14 protein-coding genes are annotated in these 13,674 nt (G+C 67.9%); 7 read left to right on the top strand and 7 right to left on the bottom strand.

Features of this window, described 5'->3' with window-relative positions:
• From AAGA11_12505 to AAGA11_12535, 7 genes are all read left to right on the top strand, one after another.
• The coding region (locus AAGA11_12505) for a response regulator transcription factor (protein ID MEM9603678.1) at positions 1-678 on the top strand (678 nt) is incomplete at its 5' end.
• Positions 675-2,087, top strand: coding sequence for a sensor histidine kinase (locus AAGA11_12510; protein ID MEM9603679.1), 1,413 nt, complete (start codon positions 675-677; stop codon positions 2,085-2,087). The genes AAGA11_12505 and AAGA11_12510, both read left to right, overlap by 4 nt.
• Positions 2,084-3,163 (top strand): ABC transporter substrate-binding protein, encoded by a 1,080-nt coding sequence (locus tag AAGA11_12515; protein MEM9603680.1) that lies wholly within the window; start codon positions 2,084-2,086, stop codon positions 3,161-3,163. Before AAGA11_12510 ends, AAGA11_12515 begins: the two co-directional genes overlap by 4 nt.
• Before the next feature lie 603 nt (positions 3,164-3,766).
• Positions 3,767-4,789, top strand: a complete 1,023-nt coding sequence (locus AAGA11_12520; protein MEM9603681.1) for a histone deacetylase family protein — start codon at positions 3,767-3,769, stop codon at positions 4,787-4,789.
• A 266-nt stretch (positions 4,790-5,055) separates the two neighbouring features.
• Positions 5,056-6,030: a hypothetical protein gene (locus tag AAGA11_12525; protein ID MEM9603682.1), complete on the top strand. Its 975-nt coding sequence runs from the start codon at positions 5,056-5,058 to the stop codon at positions 6,028-6,030.
• Positions 6,031-6,108: 78 nt separating this feature from the next.
• Positions 6,109-7,227: a Xaa-Pro peptidase family protein gene (locus AAGA11_12530; protein MEM9603683.1), complete on the top strand. Its 1,119-nt coding sequence runs from the start codon at positions 6,109-6,111 to the stop codon at positions 7,225-7,227.
• Positions 7,224-7,568: a tRNA-binding protein gene (locus AAGA11_12535; GenBank protein MEM9603684.1), complete on the top strand. Its 345-nt coding sequence runs from the start codon at positions 7,224-7,226 to the stop codon at positions 7,566-7,568. The genes AAGA11_12530 and AAGA11_12535 overlap by 4 nt, the downstream gene beginning before the upstream one ends.
• 96 nt (positions 7,569-7,664) lie before the next feature.
• Here the strand turns inward: AAGA11_12535 and AAGA11_12540 are convergent, their stop codons facing one another.
• From AAGA11_12540 to AAGA11_12570, 7 genes are all read right to left on the bottom strand, one after another.
• Positions 7,665-8,720, bottom strand: coding sequence for an alcohol dehydrogenase family protein (locus tag AAGA11_12540; GenBank protein ID MEM9603685.1), 1,056 nt, complete (start codon positions 8,718-8,720; stop codon positions 7,665-7,667).
• 121 nt (positions 8,721-8,841) lie between these two features.
• Positions 8,842-9,165 (bottom strand): DUF1330 domain-containing protein, encoded by a 324-nt coding sequence (locus tag AAGA11_12545; protein ID MEM9603686.1) that lies wholly within the window; start codon positions 9,163-9,165, stop codon positions 8,842-8,844.
• Between the two features lie 70 nt (positions 9,166-9,235).
• Positions 9,236-9,697, bottom strand: a complete 462-nt coding sequence (locus AAGA11_12550) for a GNAT family N-acetyltransferase (GenBank protein MEM9603687.1) — start codon at positions 9,695-9,697, stop codon at positions 9,236-9,238.
• Positions 9,694-10,890, bottom strand: a complete 1,197-nt coding sequence (nagA, locus tag AAGA11_12555) for an N-acetylglucosamine-6-phosphate deacetylase (GenBank protein ID MEM9603688.1) — start codon at positions 10,888-10,890, stop codon at positions 9,694-9,696. Before nagA ends, AAGA11_12550 begins: the two co-directional genes overlap by 4 nt.
• On the bottom strand, positions 10,823-11,740 hold the full coding sequence (locus tag AAGA11_12560) for a BadF/BadG/BcrA/BcrD ATPase family protein (GenBank protein ID MEM9603689.1): 918 nt from the start codon (positions 11,738-11,740) through the stop codon (positions 10,823-10,825). Before AAGA11_12560 ends, nagA begins: the two co-directional genes overlap by 68 nt.
• Before the next feature lie 45 nt (positions 11,741-11,785).
• Positions 11,786-12,397, bottom strand: a complete 612-nt coding sequence (locus AAGA11_12565) for a pyridoxamine 5'-phosphate oxidase family protein (GenBank protein ID MEM9603690.1) — start codon at positions 12,395-12,397, stop codon at positions 11,786-11,788.
• 10 nt (positions 12,398-12,407) lie between these two features.
• Positions 12,408-13,601 (bottom strand): NAD(P)/FAD-dependent oxidoreductase, encoded by a 1,194-nt coding sequence (locus AAGA11_12570; GenBank protein ID MEM9603691.1) that lies wholly within the window; start codon positions 13,599-13,601, stop codon positions 12,408-12,410.
• Between the last annotated feature and the right edge of the window lie 73 nt (positions 13,602-13,674).

Below are 13,674 nucleotides of genomic sequence, written 5' to 3' on the forward strand. Positions count from 1 at the left end.
CAGCCTGACAACATGCACTATTTACTGGTTGAGGACAGTGAGGACATCGGACAGGCGGTGACCGCACGGCTGAGCGAACAGGGCCACGCCGTGGACTGGGCGCGCACCTTGGCCGAGGCCGACGCCGTGCTGGCCGCGAGTGGCGTCGACCTGATCGTGCTCGACATCATGCTGCCCGATGGCGACGGTCGCGACTTCCTCGCCCGGCACCGGGCCCGCGCCGACACCACGCCGGTGTTGGTCCTGACCGCGCGCAGCCGGGTTTCGGACCGTGTCAGTGTGCTCGACCTCGGCGCCGACGACTACCTGACCAAGCCCTTCGACATCGACGAACTCGACGCGCGCTGTCGTGCCCTGATCCGGCGCAGCAGCGGGGGGGCACGCGAGCACTTCAGGGTCGGCACGCTGGTGTACGACCCGCTCGCCAGCACCGTCACCGTCGACGCCGACGTGCGACCGCTGCGCAACCGGGAAAACCGCCTGCTCGAAGTGTTCTTCCGCGCGAACGGGCGCGTGCTGTCGAAGGCACACCTGCTGGACAGCCTGTTCTCACTCGACGCCGACGTGTCGGAGAACACCATCGAGGTGTACGTCGGCCGCCTGCGCCAGCAACTCAGTGGCAGCGGCGTGCGCATCGAGACCGTCCGCGGCGCGGGCTACCGATTGGCCGGCGCATGAACCGCACCGCCGTCGCGCCCGACGCCGGCCCGTCGCTGCGGTACCGACTGCTGGCGATGCTGCTCGCGGCCTTTCTGCTGCTTGCTCTCGGCCTCTACACGGGCACGCGAGCGATCGCCGAGAACGCCGCCGACCGGGTGCAGGACCACACCCTTGCCGCGTCCTTGAACGCCGTCGCCGAGCAGCTGAGCGTGGTCGACGGCGAAGTCAGCGTCGACCTGCCCTACGCCGCCCTGGCCTTGCTGGGGGCCGCCGGCGACGACCGGGTGTTCTACCGGGTGTCGTTGCAGCCCGGCGGCGAACTGACGGGCTACGCCGACTTGCCACACGCCGTCACCGAGGCCCGCGACCAGCCGCGTTTTCAGACCCGCGACTACCGCGGGGACCCGGTGCGCATCGCCAGCACACAACGCGCGGTGTTCAACCGCAACGGCGTGGCAACGGTCACCCTCTCCATCGCCCAGAGCCGCGACAGCCACACCGAGATCATCGACCGCATCTCGCGCAACGCCGCAGCGCTCGGCGCGGCCTTTCTGCTCTCTGCAGTCGTGCTGGCCTGGTTTGCGATCGGCGGCGCCCTCGCCCCGCTCGGCCGCCTGAGTGACGCGCTCCGCACCCGACGCGCCCACGACACGGCGCCGCTGGCCCTGCGGGTGCCCCGTGACATTGCCCCCGTTGTCGGGTCATTGAACGGTTTTCTCCAACGCCTGCGCACCACGCTGAACAACACCGAGACCCTGATCGCCGACGCCGCACACCGGGTTCGCACGCCGCTGACGGCGGTCAAGGCGCAGGCCCAACTGGCGTTACGTCACGCTGAGCACCCGGAACAGCGGGACCGCCTGCGCAACCTGCTGCGGGCCGTTGATCAAACGGCGCGATCGACCGATCAGATTCTCGATCACGCGATGGTCACGTTCCGCAGCGACAGCGTCGACCACGCCACACAGCGCGAGCACAGCGACACGGTGGCCTTGTTGCACAACGCCATCACCGAGTTGCGCTACGCCGCCGAGCAACGTGATATCGCACTCCAGATCACGGTGCCGCCAGCCCCGCAGACGCTCGAGCTCGACCCGATACTCGTGACCGAGGCGCTGCGGAACGTGATCGACAATGCCATCAAGTATTCACCCACCGAGTCGGAAGTCGCGATCAGCTTGACCGCCCATGCCGAGCATCTCGACATCGCCGTCGCCGACCACGGTTGCGGCATTGCCGACGCTGACACCGCACGCGTGCGCGAGCGCTTTGTCCGTGGCAGCAACGCCGGCAACGTTGTGGGCTCCGGTCTGGGTCTGACCATCGTCGAGCAGGTCATGCAGGCCCACGGGGGCAGTCTTGCCATTTCGGCGCGCCACGGCGGTGGCACCGTTGTCACCCTCCGTTTTCCGCGGGCACGTTCATGAGAGCCACACTGATCGCCGTGCTCTGCCTGCTGGTGTGCAGCGTGGCACGCGCAGCCGAACGCGCCGTAGAGAGCCTGCCCTTCGCGGTCGAAGCCCACGCCTACCTGCCCGCAACCCCGACCACAGCGGTGTTGGACATTGTCAGCTCGGCCGACCTGGCCCTGTTTGGCACGGTGCTCGACGGGTTTCAGGCGCGGTCACCCGGCGTCGCGATCAACTACTTCCAGGTGTCGAGCCTCGAGGCCAACAAGGCCGCCACCGCAAACGCCGGCATCGATCTCGTGATCAGCTCGGCCATGGACCTGCAGACCAAGCTTGCCAATGACGGTGCGGCGCAGCCCTGGCGCTCGGCCGCAACGACCCGCCTGCCCGCCTGGGCACGCTGGCGCGACCGGGTGATCGCGTTCACCGAGGAACCGATCGTGATCGTGCTGAGCCACAGTGCGTTCGCGGGCGATCTGCCGCGCACACGCAGCGAGATCATGAACCGCTTGCGCGAGCAGCGGCCGCGGTTCCGAACGCGGTTGATCACCTACGATCTCGCCGCCAGCGGTCTCGCGTATCTGTTGGCAACACAGGACACCCGGCACGGTGGCACCTTCTGGGGCCTGACCGAACTCATGGGTGCGCTGGATTCCCAGTTCGTGTGTTGCTCGGGCCAGATGATCGACGCGATTCTCAGCGGCGAAGCGGACATCGCCTACAACGTGATTGGCTCGTACGCGCGGCAACGCCTCTCGGCGCTGCCGGCCGATCACCCGGGTTTCGTCATCCTCGAACCCGAGGATTACACCCTGCTGATGCTGCGCAGCGCGCTGATTCCGATCACCGCCGACGCCGCCGCCGCGGCTGGGCGCTTCATCGACTTTCTGCTGTCCGACACCGGGCGCGTGCACTTGCGCGACGATGCCGGCCTGCCACCCTTGCCCACGCGACAAGACACGCGTGCGCCGTCGAGCCGTCCGATCAAACTGGGGCCGGGCTTGTTGGTGTTTCTCGATCGTCTGAAGAAACGCCGGTTCCTCCAGACCTGGCAGGACGCGACGCAGCGCCAAAACGAGGTGCGTAGCGACTGAACCATCGCACCCGGCGCAGGGGCACGCGGCGTGGCCTTGCCGCGCGATGGTGATTTTCCCTCATCTGAATGTCCGGGGTAACCAGGGAACCGCTACGGTGCTCGGTCCGGCGACCTCAAGGTACGTATCTGCAACCTCGACCCCGCGCACAGCCCCGGTGACAGTGCTGTCTTGCTGCCTGAGAACCGGCTGATGATCAGCGGCGATCTGAGCTCCCACGAGCGGTTATTGCCGGTCTTCGAGCACACCGACAACAACGGCCTTGAACGGGACAGGGTCGGCGTTTGAGGCGCTCGGCGCCAATAGCGTGATCTCGGGGCACGGTGGGCCGAAAACCGTCGACGTGGTGCGCCGCCACACCCACGACAACCTGGCCGACTTGCGTCAACGCATTGCCGCGCACCTCGACCAGGGCGGCAACCTCGCCGGTGCCTGCTGCGTCAACCTGTCGCGGTGGGCGCACCTCGACACCCGGCGCACGCTGACACGCCACAACGCCGGCCGCGTGGTCGAGGCGGTGGAGTTCACGTCGCCACGCTGCGCGCACGCGCGCAGGCGATTCCCGGTAAGCTCCCCGTCGACACACCAGGCGGGCGCCACACCATGCAAGCCGTTTTCGATCGTCGCCAGCAACAGCACGACCCGCAACGCTTTGTGCGATTGGGCCAACTCGGCGAAAGCCCTGAACAACCCGAGCGCGCCGAGCGCTTGCTGGCCGCGCTGGAGCGGGCCACCATCCCGGTGCGGGTGCCGGACGACCACGGCATCACACCGATCGCGCAGGTCCACAGCCCGCTCTACCTGCACTTTCTCGAAACCATCCACGCGCGCTGGGTCGACCTGCCGGGCGCCTCGGACGAAGTGTTGCCCAACGTCCACCCGCGCGATCGCAGCGAGCGCTATCCGGCGTCACCCATCGGGCAAGCGGGCTATCACCAGGCCGACACCGCCTGCCCGATCGGCGCGCACACGTGGTCGGCGGCCTACTGGTCCGCGCAAACCGCCCTGACCGCCGCCAGCGCATTGCAGCGCAACGCCGGACCGCAGTACGCGCTGTGCCGCCCACCTGGCCACCACGCCTGCGCCGAGCAAGCGGGCGGGTTCTGTTTCCTCAACAACGCAGCGATAGCGGCACAACACCTGTTGCTGCAGGGCGCGCGGCCCGCGGTGTTGGACGTCGATGTCCACCACGGCAACGGCACGCAGCAGATCTTCTACCAGCGCGACGACGTGCTGACCGTGTCGCTGCACGCCGACCCGATGCATTTTTACCCGTTTTTCGTCGGCCACCGGAGCGAGACCGGCGCAGGGCGGGGTGTCGGGTACAACATCAACTTGCCGATGCCGCTCGGCAGCGACGACACCACCTTCATCCAGACGCTCGACGCGGCGTGCGATCACATCGCCCGCTTCGGTGCCGATGTGCTGGTGGTGGCCTTGGGTCTCGATGCTCACGAGAGCGATCCCTTGCGCGGGCTCGCAGTGACCACATCGGGGTTTTCGCGGATCGGCGCCCGCATCGGCCGCGCAGGCTTGCCCACGGTCTTCATCCAGGAGGGCGGGTACCTCTCGGAACACCTCAGCGGAAACCTTGAAGCAGTGCTGACCGGGTTCACCAACAGTTAGACGCTGTCGTCACGCGTTGACGCATCGAGCGAAAACAGCGCCGGCGTGGAACGGTTTGCAAGAACCGCAGCGCAGTGGACGTATTGGTACAGGCCAGCGGCGCAAGCGCAGCAAAGCGCCCGACGTACGACGCCCGCGCCGTTTGCAGCCGAGTATCCGGCTCTTGACGACAGTGTCCGGAACGCCCACGGGGACCGCTCGGCACACGGCACGCGCGGCGTGCAAATTGCAGCCCACCGGTGTTTGTGTGACCTGAGGGTATCGACATGCGGCCAACTGCACTGGCACTTCTGTTGACACTGGGCCTTGCGGGCTGCGGCGGTTCGGGCTCGGGGGGCCCATCGAGTGTGTCCTACCCGACTGCCGGCGACTACGCCGAGCTGCGCGTGTCCAATGACAACGCCTCGAGCTTGTACTCGGGCACCACGACCGCGCTCGCCGACGACACCACCAGCACCCCTGGGGTGTCGTCCGACGCCTTCACACACCGACCGGCGACCGCGTTGAACGCGTTGAGTCAGGTCACCGAGCTCTATCCGACCTTCACCACGCGTGCGCTGCAACGCGTCTCGACCCGACAGACCAGCGCCTGCGCAGGCGGCGGCAGCATGACGGTGACCGGCACCGGCCAGCTGACAGCGGCTGGCGACACGCTCAGCGTGACCTTCGCCAACTGTGTGACGGCAGGCAGCACGGTGAACGGCGGATTCAGCATGACCAACGTTTCGAGCGGCAGCAGCGCCGGTGCGATTCGTCTGGTCTTCGACAACCTGTTGACCGTCGACGCCACCCAGTCGGTCTACGTCGACGGCGACCTCAGCACCGAGGTCTCCAGCACCGGCTCCACCACGGTGGTGACCATGACCAGCACGCGGCTGAACGTGAAAGACAGCCTGGCCGGCGACACGGTGATGAGCAACCTCCTTATCCGCGGTGAACTCGACACCGGCGGCGCCTCACGTCTGTCGATGGCCTACACCCTGGCGTCCGACGCCATCAACGGCCGGATCACGGTCAGCACGCCTATCCAACTCGCCTTCGACGCGAACCAGACCTACCCCAGCACTGGTCAATTGCGGATCACCGGCGAGGGCGGCAGCTACGTCGAGTTCGACGCCAACACCGGTGACGTCTCCACCGTGTTGGTGACCGTCAGCAGCACCAGCGGCACCACCGCCAACACGGTGAGCTGGACCAGTCTTGGCGGTCAGACGTTGACCGGCGTGGTCGACTTCACCTGACGACACCGGCCGCCTCACGGGGCACCTCTCATCCGGGGCAGTGGTACCATCGCGCCACGCCCCCGAACCGGAGTTGCCATGACCGATGCCCGCCTGCAGCCGTTGTTGGACGCGCTGGCAACACACGGGCTCGACGCAGCCGCGTTTGTGCCGGGCCCCAACTTCGTCTCGCTGTTCGGTCGTGATTTTCACCTGATGGAACGTCCGCTGGTCGTCGTTGTCGCGGCGTCCGGCGAGGCCGTCGCCATCGTGCCGGACCTCGAGATGGGCAGTTTCGCTGCGCTGGATTTTCCGGGCGAGGTCATCCCCTGGCGCGATCAGGACGGCTACGAGCACGCCTTCGACGCGCTGGCCGACAGCCTGCCGGCACTGCACAACACAGACCGCCTCGGCATCGAATCCCAGCGCATGCGCGCCTTTGAACACATGGCTTTGCAACGCGTCTACCCGCAAGCCACGCTGGTGGATGCGCACGGCGCCATCTCCTCGATGCGGGTGCGCAAGACGGCTGAGCAGATCGAGCATCTGCGCGAGGCGATTCGCCGTTCGGAGCATGCACTGGAGGTCGTGTTGCGCCACGTGCGCGCGGGCATGACCGAGAAGATGATCGAGTCGATGCTCATCAACGCGCTGGTCGAAGCCGGCTGCGATGGACTGTCCTTCAACCCGATCGTCGCCGCGGCCGGCAACGCCGCCGAACCGCACGCACACGCGCGTGACGACTACCGCATTCAGGCCGGCGACCCGTTGCTGATCGATTTCGGTGGCCGGTACCAGGGCTACAACGCCGACATCACACGCACCTTTTTTGTCGAGCGCGCGAGCGACGAACACCGCGCCATCTACAACGCCGTGCTCAACGCCAACCTCGCGGGCATCGCTGCGGCCGTACCGGGTGCGACCGCACACGACATCGACGACGCCGCAACAGCGTCACTCGAGGCCACGCCCTACGCCGACCTGATCGTGCACAAGACCGGGCACGGCCTCGGGCTCGATGTGCACGAGGCGCCGCAGATCATGCGCGGCAACCACCACACGCTCGAGCCGGGCACGGTGTTCACCGTCGAGCCGGGCTTGTATCGCACAAATGATGTCGGCGTGCGCATCGAGGACGACGTCGTGATCACCGCGTCGGGTTGCGAGGTGCTGACGCGGTTTCCGAAGACCCTGCAGATCGTCGGCGCTCCGTCGTGAGCGACGCACCGCTGCAGTTCGACGAGTTTCTGCGGGTCGAGCTGCGGGTCGGTACCGTCCGGCAGGCAGAGCCTTTTCCGGAGGCGCGCAAGCCGGCGTTCATCCTGCACGTCGATTTTGGCGAGGCCATCGGCATACGGAAATCGAGTGCCCAGATCACCGACCTCTACATACCCGAGGAACTGGTGGGCAAACAAGTGCTCGCGGTGGTCAATTTCCCACCGAAACAGATCGGGCCACTGATGTCGGAATGCCTCGTGACCGGTTTCTACAACGCCGACGGCCAGGTGGTGCTGGCGGTGCCGGACCAACCGCTGCAGAACGGCGCGCGCCTCGCCTGACACGGGCCTGCGGTGCGCGGCACGGCCGTCAACGCACGCGCCGGGGTGGGCGCGCCGGACCAGACGCCCTCAGACCACAACCCGCCCAGCGACCGATCAGGGCATCAGAACGAAGTTGCCGACAAAGGTCTTGTCTGCAAACTGCCGCTGTGCCGTTGCGATGTCGGCGAGCGGAAACGTGGCGGCGACCAGGGGTCGGATTTCACCGCGTTCGATGTAGCCGACCAGGTTCGGGAACACCGGCTCGTCCCACGCGGTGCAGCCGATCAGGTTGAGGTCCTTGAGGTAGAGGTCGCGCATGTCCACGGTCACGAGCGGGCCGGCAATGGCGCCGCTGGTGGCGTAGCGCCCACCGCGCCGCAACAGCTTGAGGATCGGACCGACACCGTCGCCGGCCACGTTGTCGATTGCTACAGTCACCGACGATTCCCCCAACGCGGCGACGAGGTCGGTGCCGCGTGCCACGGCCGTGTCGGCACCGAGCTCGCGAACGGCATCGAGCTTGTCCCGGCCGGCCACCGCGATCACCTCGGCACCCCGCCGTTTGCACAGTTGCACGAGCGCCGAACCGACGCCGCCCGACGCCCCGGTCACCAGCACACGGTCATCGACGCAGACCCCGGCGCGGTGGACCATGTTCTCGGCCGTGCCGTAAGCACAGGGAATGGTGGCCAGTTCGGCATCCGACCAGTCACAGTCCACCGCAAAGACTTCACTCGCTGGCACAGTGACGAACTCGGCAAAGGCGCCGTCGAAATCCGACGCCATCCAGATGTTCTCCAGTGACCCGTAACCGTCGCGACGCATGCACGCCCGCACCAGCACGCGTTGCCCCGGCGCGAGGTGCGAGACGCCCTCTCCGAGCTGCACCACGTCCCCACAGCAATCGGTGCCCTGGATCAGCGGAAACGGCGTGCGCTCGTTCCACCCGCCGTCCTCGACCTCGGGCCGCTCTTCGGCGTCTCTCAAGCCCGCCGTGCTGCCCGTGACCGACGACGAGTACCAGCCGAGCCGGGTGTTGACCTCGGTGTTGTTCACGCCGGCCGCACGCACCCGGAGAAGCACCTCGCCGGTGCGCGCCTTCGGCATCGGCACCTCGCGGTAGTCAAGCTTGTCATAACCGCCGTTGCCGGTAGTCACGACCGCACGCATGGTCGGCTCGCCAGCGCGCAGCGTGAAGCGCGCGGGGTCGGTGTGGGTCAGGTAGCTGAGATCGGTCATGGGTGTGTCGCCGAATTCGAAGCGGAGGTGCAAGCGGCTGTGCCCACACCGCTCACTTCAGCAACGGTCGAAGGTCCTCGAGTTTGTCAAAAAGGTGCCAGATGTAGTCGCTGGTGCCGTCGACACGGTGTTGGTGCAAATCCGCCAATGCGGGGTCACTGCAGTAGCCGTGAAAGGCCTCGAGCGAGGCCCACTCGACCACGATCATCACCGTGCGCGGCGCGAGATCGCCCTGCGCGCTCTCGCGAAACTTGCCGAGTGCCACCAACGCGCCGCCGTGCGCGCCCACGGCCTCGACCGACCGGCGCGAGTAAGCCAGGTACTCGTCCTTGTTGGCGACGTTGAACAGGTTGAGCGCGTACACGGGCTGCGACATGGCTGGGGTTCCGCTCGAAAACGCGCAGTGTGCTGGTACGCGAGGACGGGGTCAAACGACACAGCCCGCTTCAAATCGCCTTGATCATCGTGGTCGAAATGGCCGCGAAGCCGGCGCGCTCGTAGGCCGCAATCGCCGCGGCGTTCTCGCTGTAGACGCCGAGCTCGACGTGTTCAACACCCTGTGCCCGTGTCCAGTCGCACAGCGCATCAATCACGCGCCGGACCAGACCGTGGCCGCGCGCTGACGGCACCACGAACAGGAAGCCGATGTAGCCGACGCGGGCGTGGGTGTAGAACGCCTTGGCGTCGCGCAACTGCACGTAGCCGCAGGCGAGCACGGTCTCGCCCTCCACCGCCACCGCCACCGCCACTTCACTGTCGGCCCCCGCGAGCAACGACTCGAGGTCGTAGTAGCGCACGCCGGCCGCCTTGAGGTCTCGGTCGAACGCGCGTTCGACGTCGATCAGCTGTTGCTCGAAGCCCCGCAAGGTGTCGAGATCGCTGTCAACGGCAGTTCGAATCGTGATCATGGCCACCCCTTGAAATGCAAGGCCGAATCAAAGCGGATCAGGCGGGCGGGCTGACCCACGGCGAGACGGCCATGACCCGCACCCAGGCGCAACAGGTCGGCCGGCGTCGACGTCGCGGCCCGCAGTGCCTGGTCGAGTGGCACACCCACCCGCTCGACCAGAACACGCAGCGCACGCGGCAGGTCGAGGTCGGCACCAGCGAGGGTACCGTCGTCGAGTGTCAGCCGACCGGCTGCACGGTGCACGGTTCGCGCGCCCAACGCAAACGACTGGAGCTCGCTGCCGGCGCAGGCCATCGCATCGCTGACCAGAAACGCGCGCCCCGCCGGCTGCATGGCCTGCCAGGCGACACGCAGGCTGGTCGGGTGCACGTGCACGCCGTCGGCGATCAGGCCTGCCGACACCGAGGCGTGAGCGAGCACCGCGCCCACCAGGCCAGGCTCCCGGCTGCCGAGCTGCCGCATCGCGTTGAACAAATGGGTGGTGACACTGACGCCAGCGTCGAAATACGCTCGACACGTGTCACAGTCGGCGTCGGTGTGACCCAGCGACACCGTGACTCCCGCACGGATCAGGGCGCCGACCTGCTCGAGCGACACGGACTCCGGGGCCACAGTCACCCACAACGCGGGCAACCGCCGGCGCGCCTCAATCAGCACCGCGAGGTCTGCAGGCGTCATGGTGCGTACGAGAGCCGGGTCATGTGCACCACAACGCGCCACCGAGAGGTGCGGACCCTCCAAATGCAAGCCCGCGACGGCTGTCTCCCCGTCTGCCACCGCCGTTTCAACTGCGCTGATTGCCGCCAGCACGGTGTCGGGGGTGTCGGTGATCAGGGTGGGCAGCAGCGTTGCCGTGCCGAGCGGCGCGTGCGCCGCGACCATGCGGCGCAGCCCGGCGGCACTCGGCATGTCGTTGAACATCACGCCCCCACCGCCGTTGACCTGAAGATCGATCAGGCCCGGGGACAGCAGGTCGCCGTCGAGGTCGACAACCCTGTCGGCGCCACGGGCCGCACCCCGCGCCAAGGCCAGCACCCGGCCGTCGCCCACCAGCAGGTCGCACTCCGGTCGGAGCGACACGCCGTCGAACACCACGCCGCCCCGGTACCCCGTCGTCGACACCTCAGGCACCCCGACCTTCGTTCGGCAAAACGGCAGCGTCAGCCGTGTCGGCACGGCAACGCGCAGCATAGTCGCCCGCGAGCGACAGGGCACCGTCGAGCGGTGTGCCCGCCGGGGCCTGCACACGCGCCCCGAGGTCGCTCTCCAGCGGGGGTTGGTAGTGAGGGCCCAGCCCGCCGGTCAGCCGAATCGCCAGGCTGTCGTCCCAGCCCATGGCCTCGAGCACCTCGACCGCACCGGCCGCCCCGCGCAACAGGATGTCGACGGCACAGGCGTCGCCGCGTTCCGCCGCACGGGTCACCTCGGGCGCCAACGCGCCCAAGGCCGTGGGCGTGGCATCACGGGCAAAGCGGACCACGCCGGTCGGCGATCCGAAGCGTGACAGCAAGTCTTTGGTGAGTTCGGTCGCCGGCACCAGGCCATCGTGGGTGTCGAGCACCGCCGTCAGCGCCTCGCGGCCGACCCACATCGCCGACCCGTGGTCGCCCAGCACCGCGCCCCAGCCGCCCGCCGAGCGCAGCGCGCCGGCCCGTTGCACGGCGAAAAAGGACCCGGTGCCACAGTGCACCAGCGCTCCGTCCGCGGTGCCGAGGGCGCCGCGCACGGCAGCCGGTCGATCGTCCTGCACCTGTGCCCGCTGAAACGGCAGCCGGTCAGCGACCGCGCGCGCAACCCCCGAGTCCGTGACACCGGCGAGGCCGAGGTACACCGGCACGTCGGTCCATCTGGCCAGGTCGGCGTCGAGCGCGTGTGCCAGGCGGTCAGTTGCGGCGATCACAGCTGCCACGCCACGCTCGAAGTCGGTCGTGATGTTGGCGCCTTCGACATCGACGACGTACCGCTCGCCGGCGACCCACGCGGCCGCCCGGCAGCGCGACCCGCCGCCGTCCACCGCGATCGCCGCGGGTTCAGTGCGCACGAGGCCGCCCCTGCCGCCGCGCCCGCGCGGTGCCGCTCGCCACGATCAATACAGCGTCCTCGCCTGGCGTGCCTCGAGCGACGCGTCGTAGCCCGCCCCATCGAAGTCGGACATGACGGACTGGGCCAGCGTGCCGGCGCTCGGCAGCTCGGCGGGGTCGCGCTGGCTCGACAGGGACCAGAGCTGCGCCCGCTTGAGCGCACGCGCACACTGGAAGTAGAGGGTGTCGACTGACACCACCATGACCGTGGTCGGCGTCTTGCCGTTGACCTCGAAACGCGCAAGCAGCGCCGGGTCGGTCGACAACGCGGCGCGGCCGTTGACGCGGAGACTCAGGTGGACACCGGGGATCAGGAAGAGCAGCGCCACGCGGGGGTCCTCAACCAGATTGCGCAGCGTGTCGAGGCGGTTGTTGCCGCGGCGGTCGGGCAGCAGCAACGTGCGTTCGTCGGCGATCTGCACGAAGCCCGGCCCGTCGCCGCGCGGCGAACAGTCCAGCCCGCCCGGTCCACTGCTCGCCACGGCGACAAAGGGCGCGGCCTCGAGCAGCTGTTGGTACGCTGCGTTGATCACCGGCGACTCCTTGTTGACACTGGTGGCGAGCGGCTCGCCGTACAGCGCCGCCAGCTCGTCCAGGCTCTCGACCGTGTATGACATCGCGGTGCCCTCAGGTTGACAGTGCCGTGCCCGTGGCGAAACCACTCGCCCAGGCCCACTGGAAATTGTAGCCCCCCAACCAGCCGGTGACGTCGACCACTTCGCCGATAAAATACAATCCCGGCACATCTTTGACTTCAAGGCTGCGCGACGACAGGCTGTCGGTGTCGACACCACCGAGGGTGACCTCGGCAGTGCGGTAGCCCTCGGTGCCAGCGGGGCGCAGCGACCACCCGTTGACGCGCGCGCCAATGTCCGCCAGCGCTCGGTCTGGCCAATCCGCGAGCGCGGTGTCCGCGCGCGCTGGCCACCACCGGCCTTCGAGGCCGCTCACCAGGGCGCGCGGCAGGTGCTCGCTGAGCACGGTGCGCAACACGGCGCGGGGTGCAGTGGCTTTCGCCGACAGCGCGAGCGCTGACGCGTCGCGTCCGGGCAGCAGGTCCACGTCAATCGGCTGGCCAAGGTCCCAGTAGTTGGATACCTGCAGCATGGCCGGGCCGCTGAGCCCCCGGTGAGTGAACAACATGGCCTCGGAAAACGCCGGCCCCTCGGCCTGCGCCGTCACTGACACCGCGTTGCCACTGAGGGCCTCGGTCAGCGATTGGGTGTCCCCGCTGAACCGAAAGGGCACAAGCCCTGCGCGCTGCGGCCGCAGGGTCAGACCAAACGCCTCCGCCAGGCGGTAGCCAAAGCCGTCGCCGCCCATGCTCGGGATCGACAGTCCGCCGGTTGCAACCACCACGGAACCGCACTGCCACGCGCCGAGCGAAGTGTCGACCTCGAAGCCCGGCGCGCGGCGGCTGACCGCACCGACGTCACAGCGGGTTTCGATGGTCACACCGGCCTGCTCACACTCGGTGAGCAGCAACGTGACGATGTCCTTGGCCGAATCGTCGCAGAACAACTGGCCGTGGTCACGCTCGTGCCAGGGTACCCGGTGGCGATCCACGAGCTCAATGAAATGCCAAGGTGTGTACCTGGCGAGGGCACTCTTGACGAAATGCGGGTTGCCGCAGATGAAGTTTTCGGGCCCGACGTGCAGGTTGGTGAAATTGCAGCGCCCCCCACCCGACATCAGGATCTTCCGCCCGGGCTTGCGGCTTTTCTCGAGCACTGTGACGCGCAAGCCGCGCTGCGCCGCGGTCAGCGCCGCCATCAGCCCGGCCGCACCCGCGCCAAGCACCAGGGCATCACAGGTTTTCACACACAGGGCAACACTGGGGGCTAAGCGCCCATTCTAACGCGTGCGCAACGGAGGCACGGCGTCCGCGCTGCGC

This window comes from Pseudomonadota bacterium, from assembly GCA_039196715.1.
Classification (GTDB): Bacteria; Pseudomonadota; Gammaproteobacteria; order CALCKW01; family CALCKW01; genus CALCKW01.

Bases quoted from the DNA above. Each gene is read 5' to 3' on its own strand.
- AAGA11_12510 (MEM9603679.1), top strand. From the start codon at position 675: ATGAACCGCACCGCCGTCGCGCCCGACGCCGGCCCGTCGCTGCGGTAC.
- AAGA11_12515 (MEM9603680.1), top strand. From the start codon at position 2,084: ATGAGAGCCACACTGATCGCCGTGCTCTGCCTGCTGGTGTGCAGCGTG.
- AAGA11_12520 (MEM9603681.1), top strand. From the start codon at position 3,767: ATGCAAGCCGTTTTCGATCGTCGCCAGCAACAGCACGACCCGCAACGC.
- AAGA11_12525 (MEM9603682.1), top strand. From the start codon at position 5,056: ATGCGGCCAACTGCACTGGCACTTCTGTTGACACTGGGCCTTGCGGGC.
- AAGA11_12530 (MEM9603683.1), top strand. From the start codon at position 6,109: ATGACCGATGCCCGCCTGCAGCCGTTGTTGGACGCGCTGGCAACACAC.
- AAGA11_12540 (MEM9603685.1), bottom strand. From the start codon at position 8,720: ATGCGTGCGGTCGTGACTACCGGCAACGGCGGTTATGACAAGCTTGAC.
- AAGA11_12545 (MEM9603686.1), bottom strand. From the start codon at position 9,165: ATGTCGCAGCCCGTGTACGCGCTCAACCTGTTCAACGTCGCCAACAAG.
- AAGA11_12550 (MEM9603687.1), bottom strand. From the start codon at position 9,697: ATGATCACGATTCGAACTGCCGTTGACAGCGATCTCGACACCTTGCGG.
- nagA (MEM9603688.1), bottom strand. From the start codon at position 10,890: ATGCTGCGCGTTGCCGTGCCGACACGGCTGACGCTGCCGTTTTGCCGA.
- AAGA11_12565 (MEM9603690.1), bottom strand. From the start codon at position 12,397: ATGTCATACACGGTCGAGAGCCTGGACGAGCTGGCGGCGCTGTACGGC.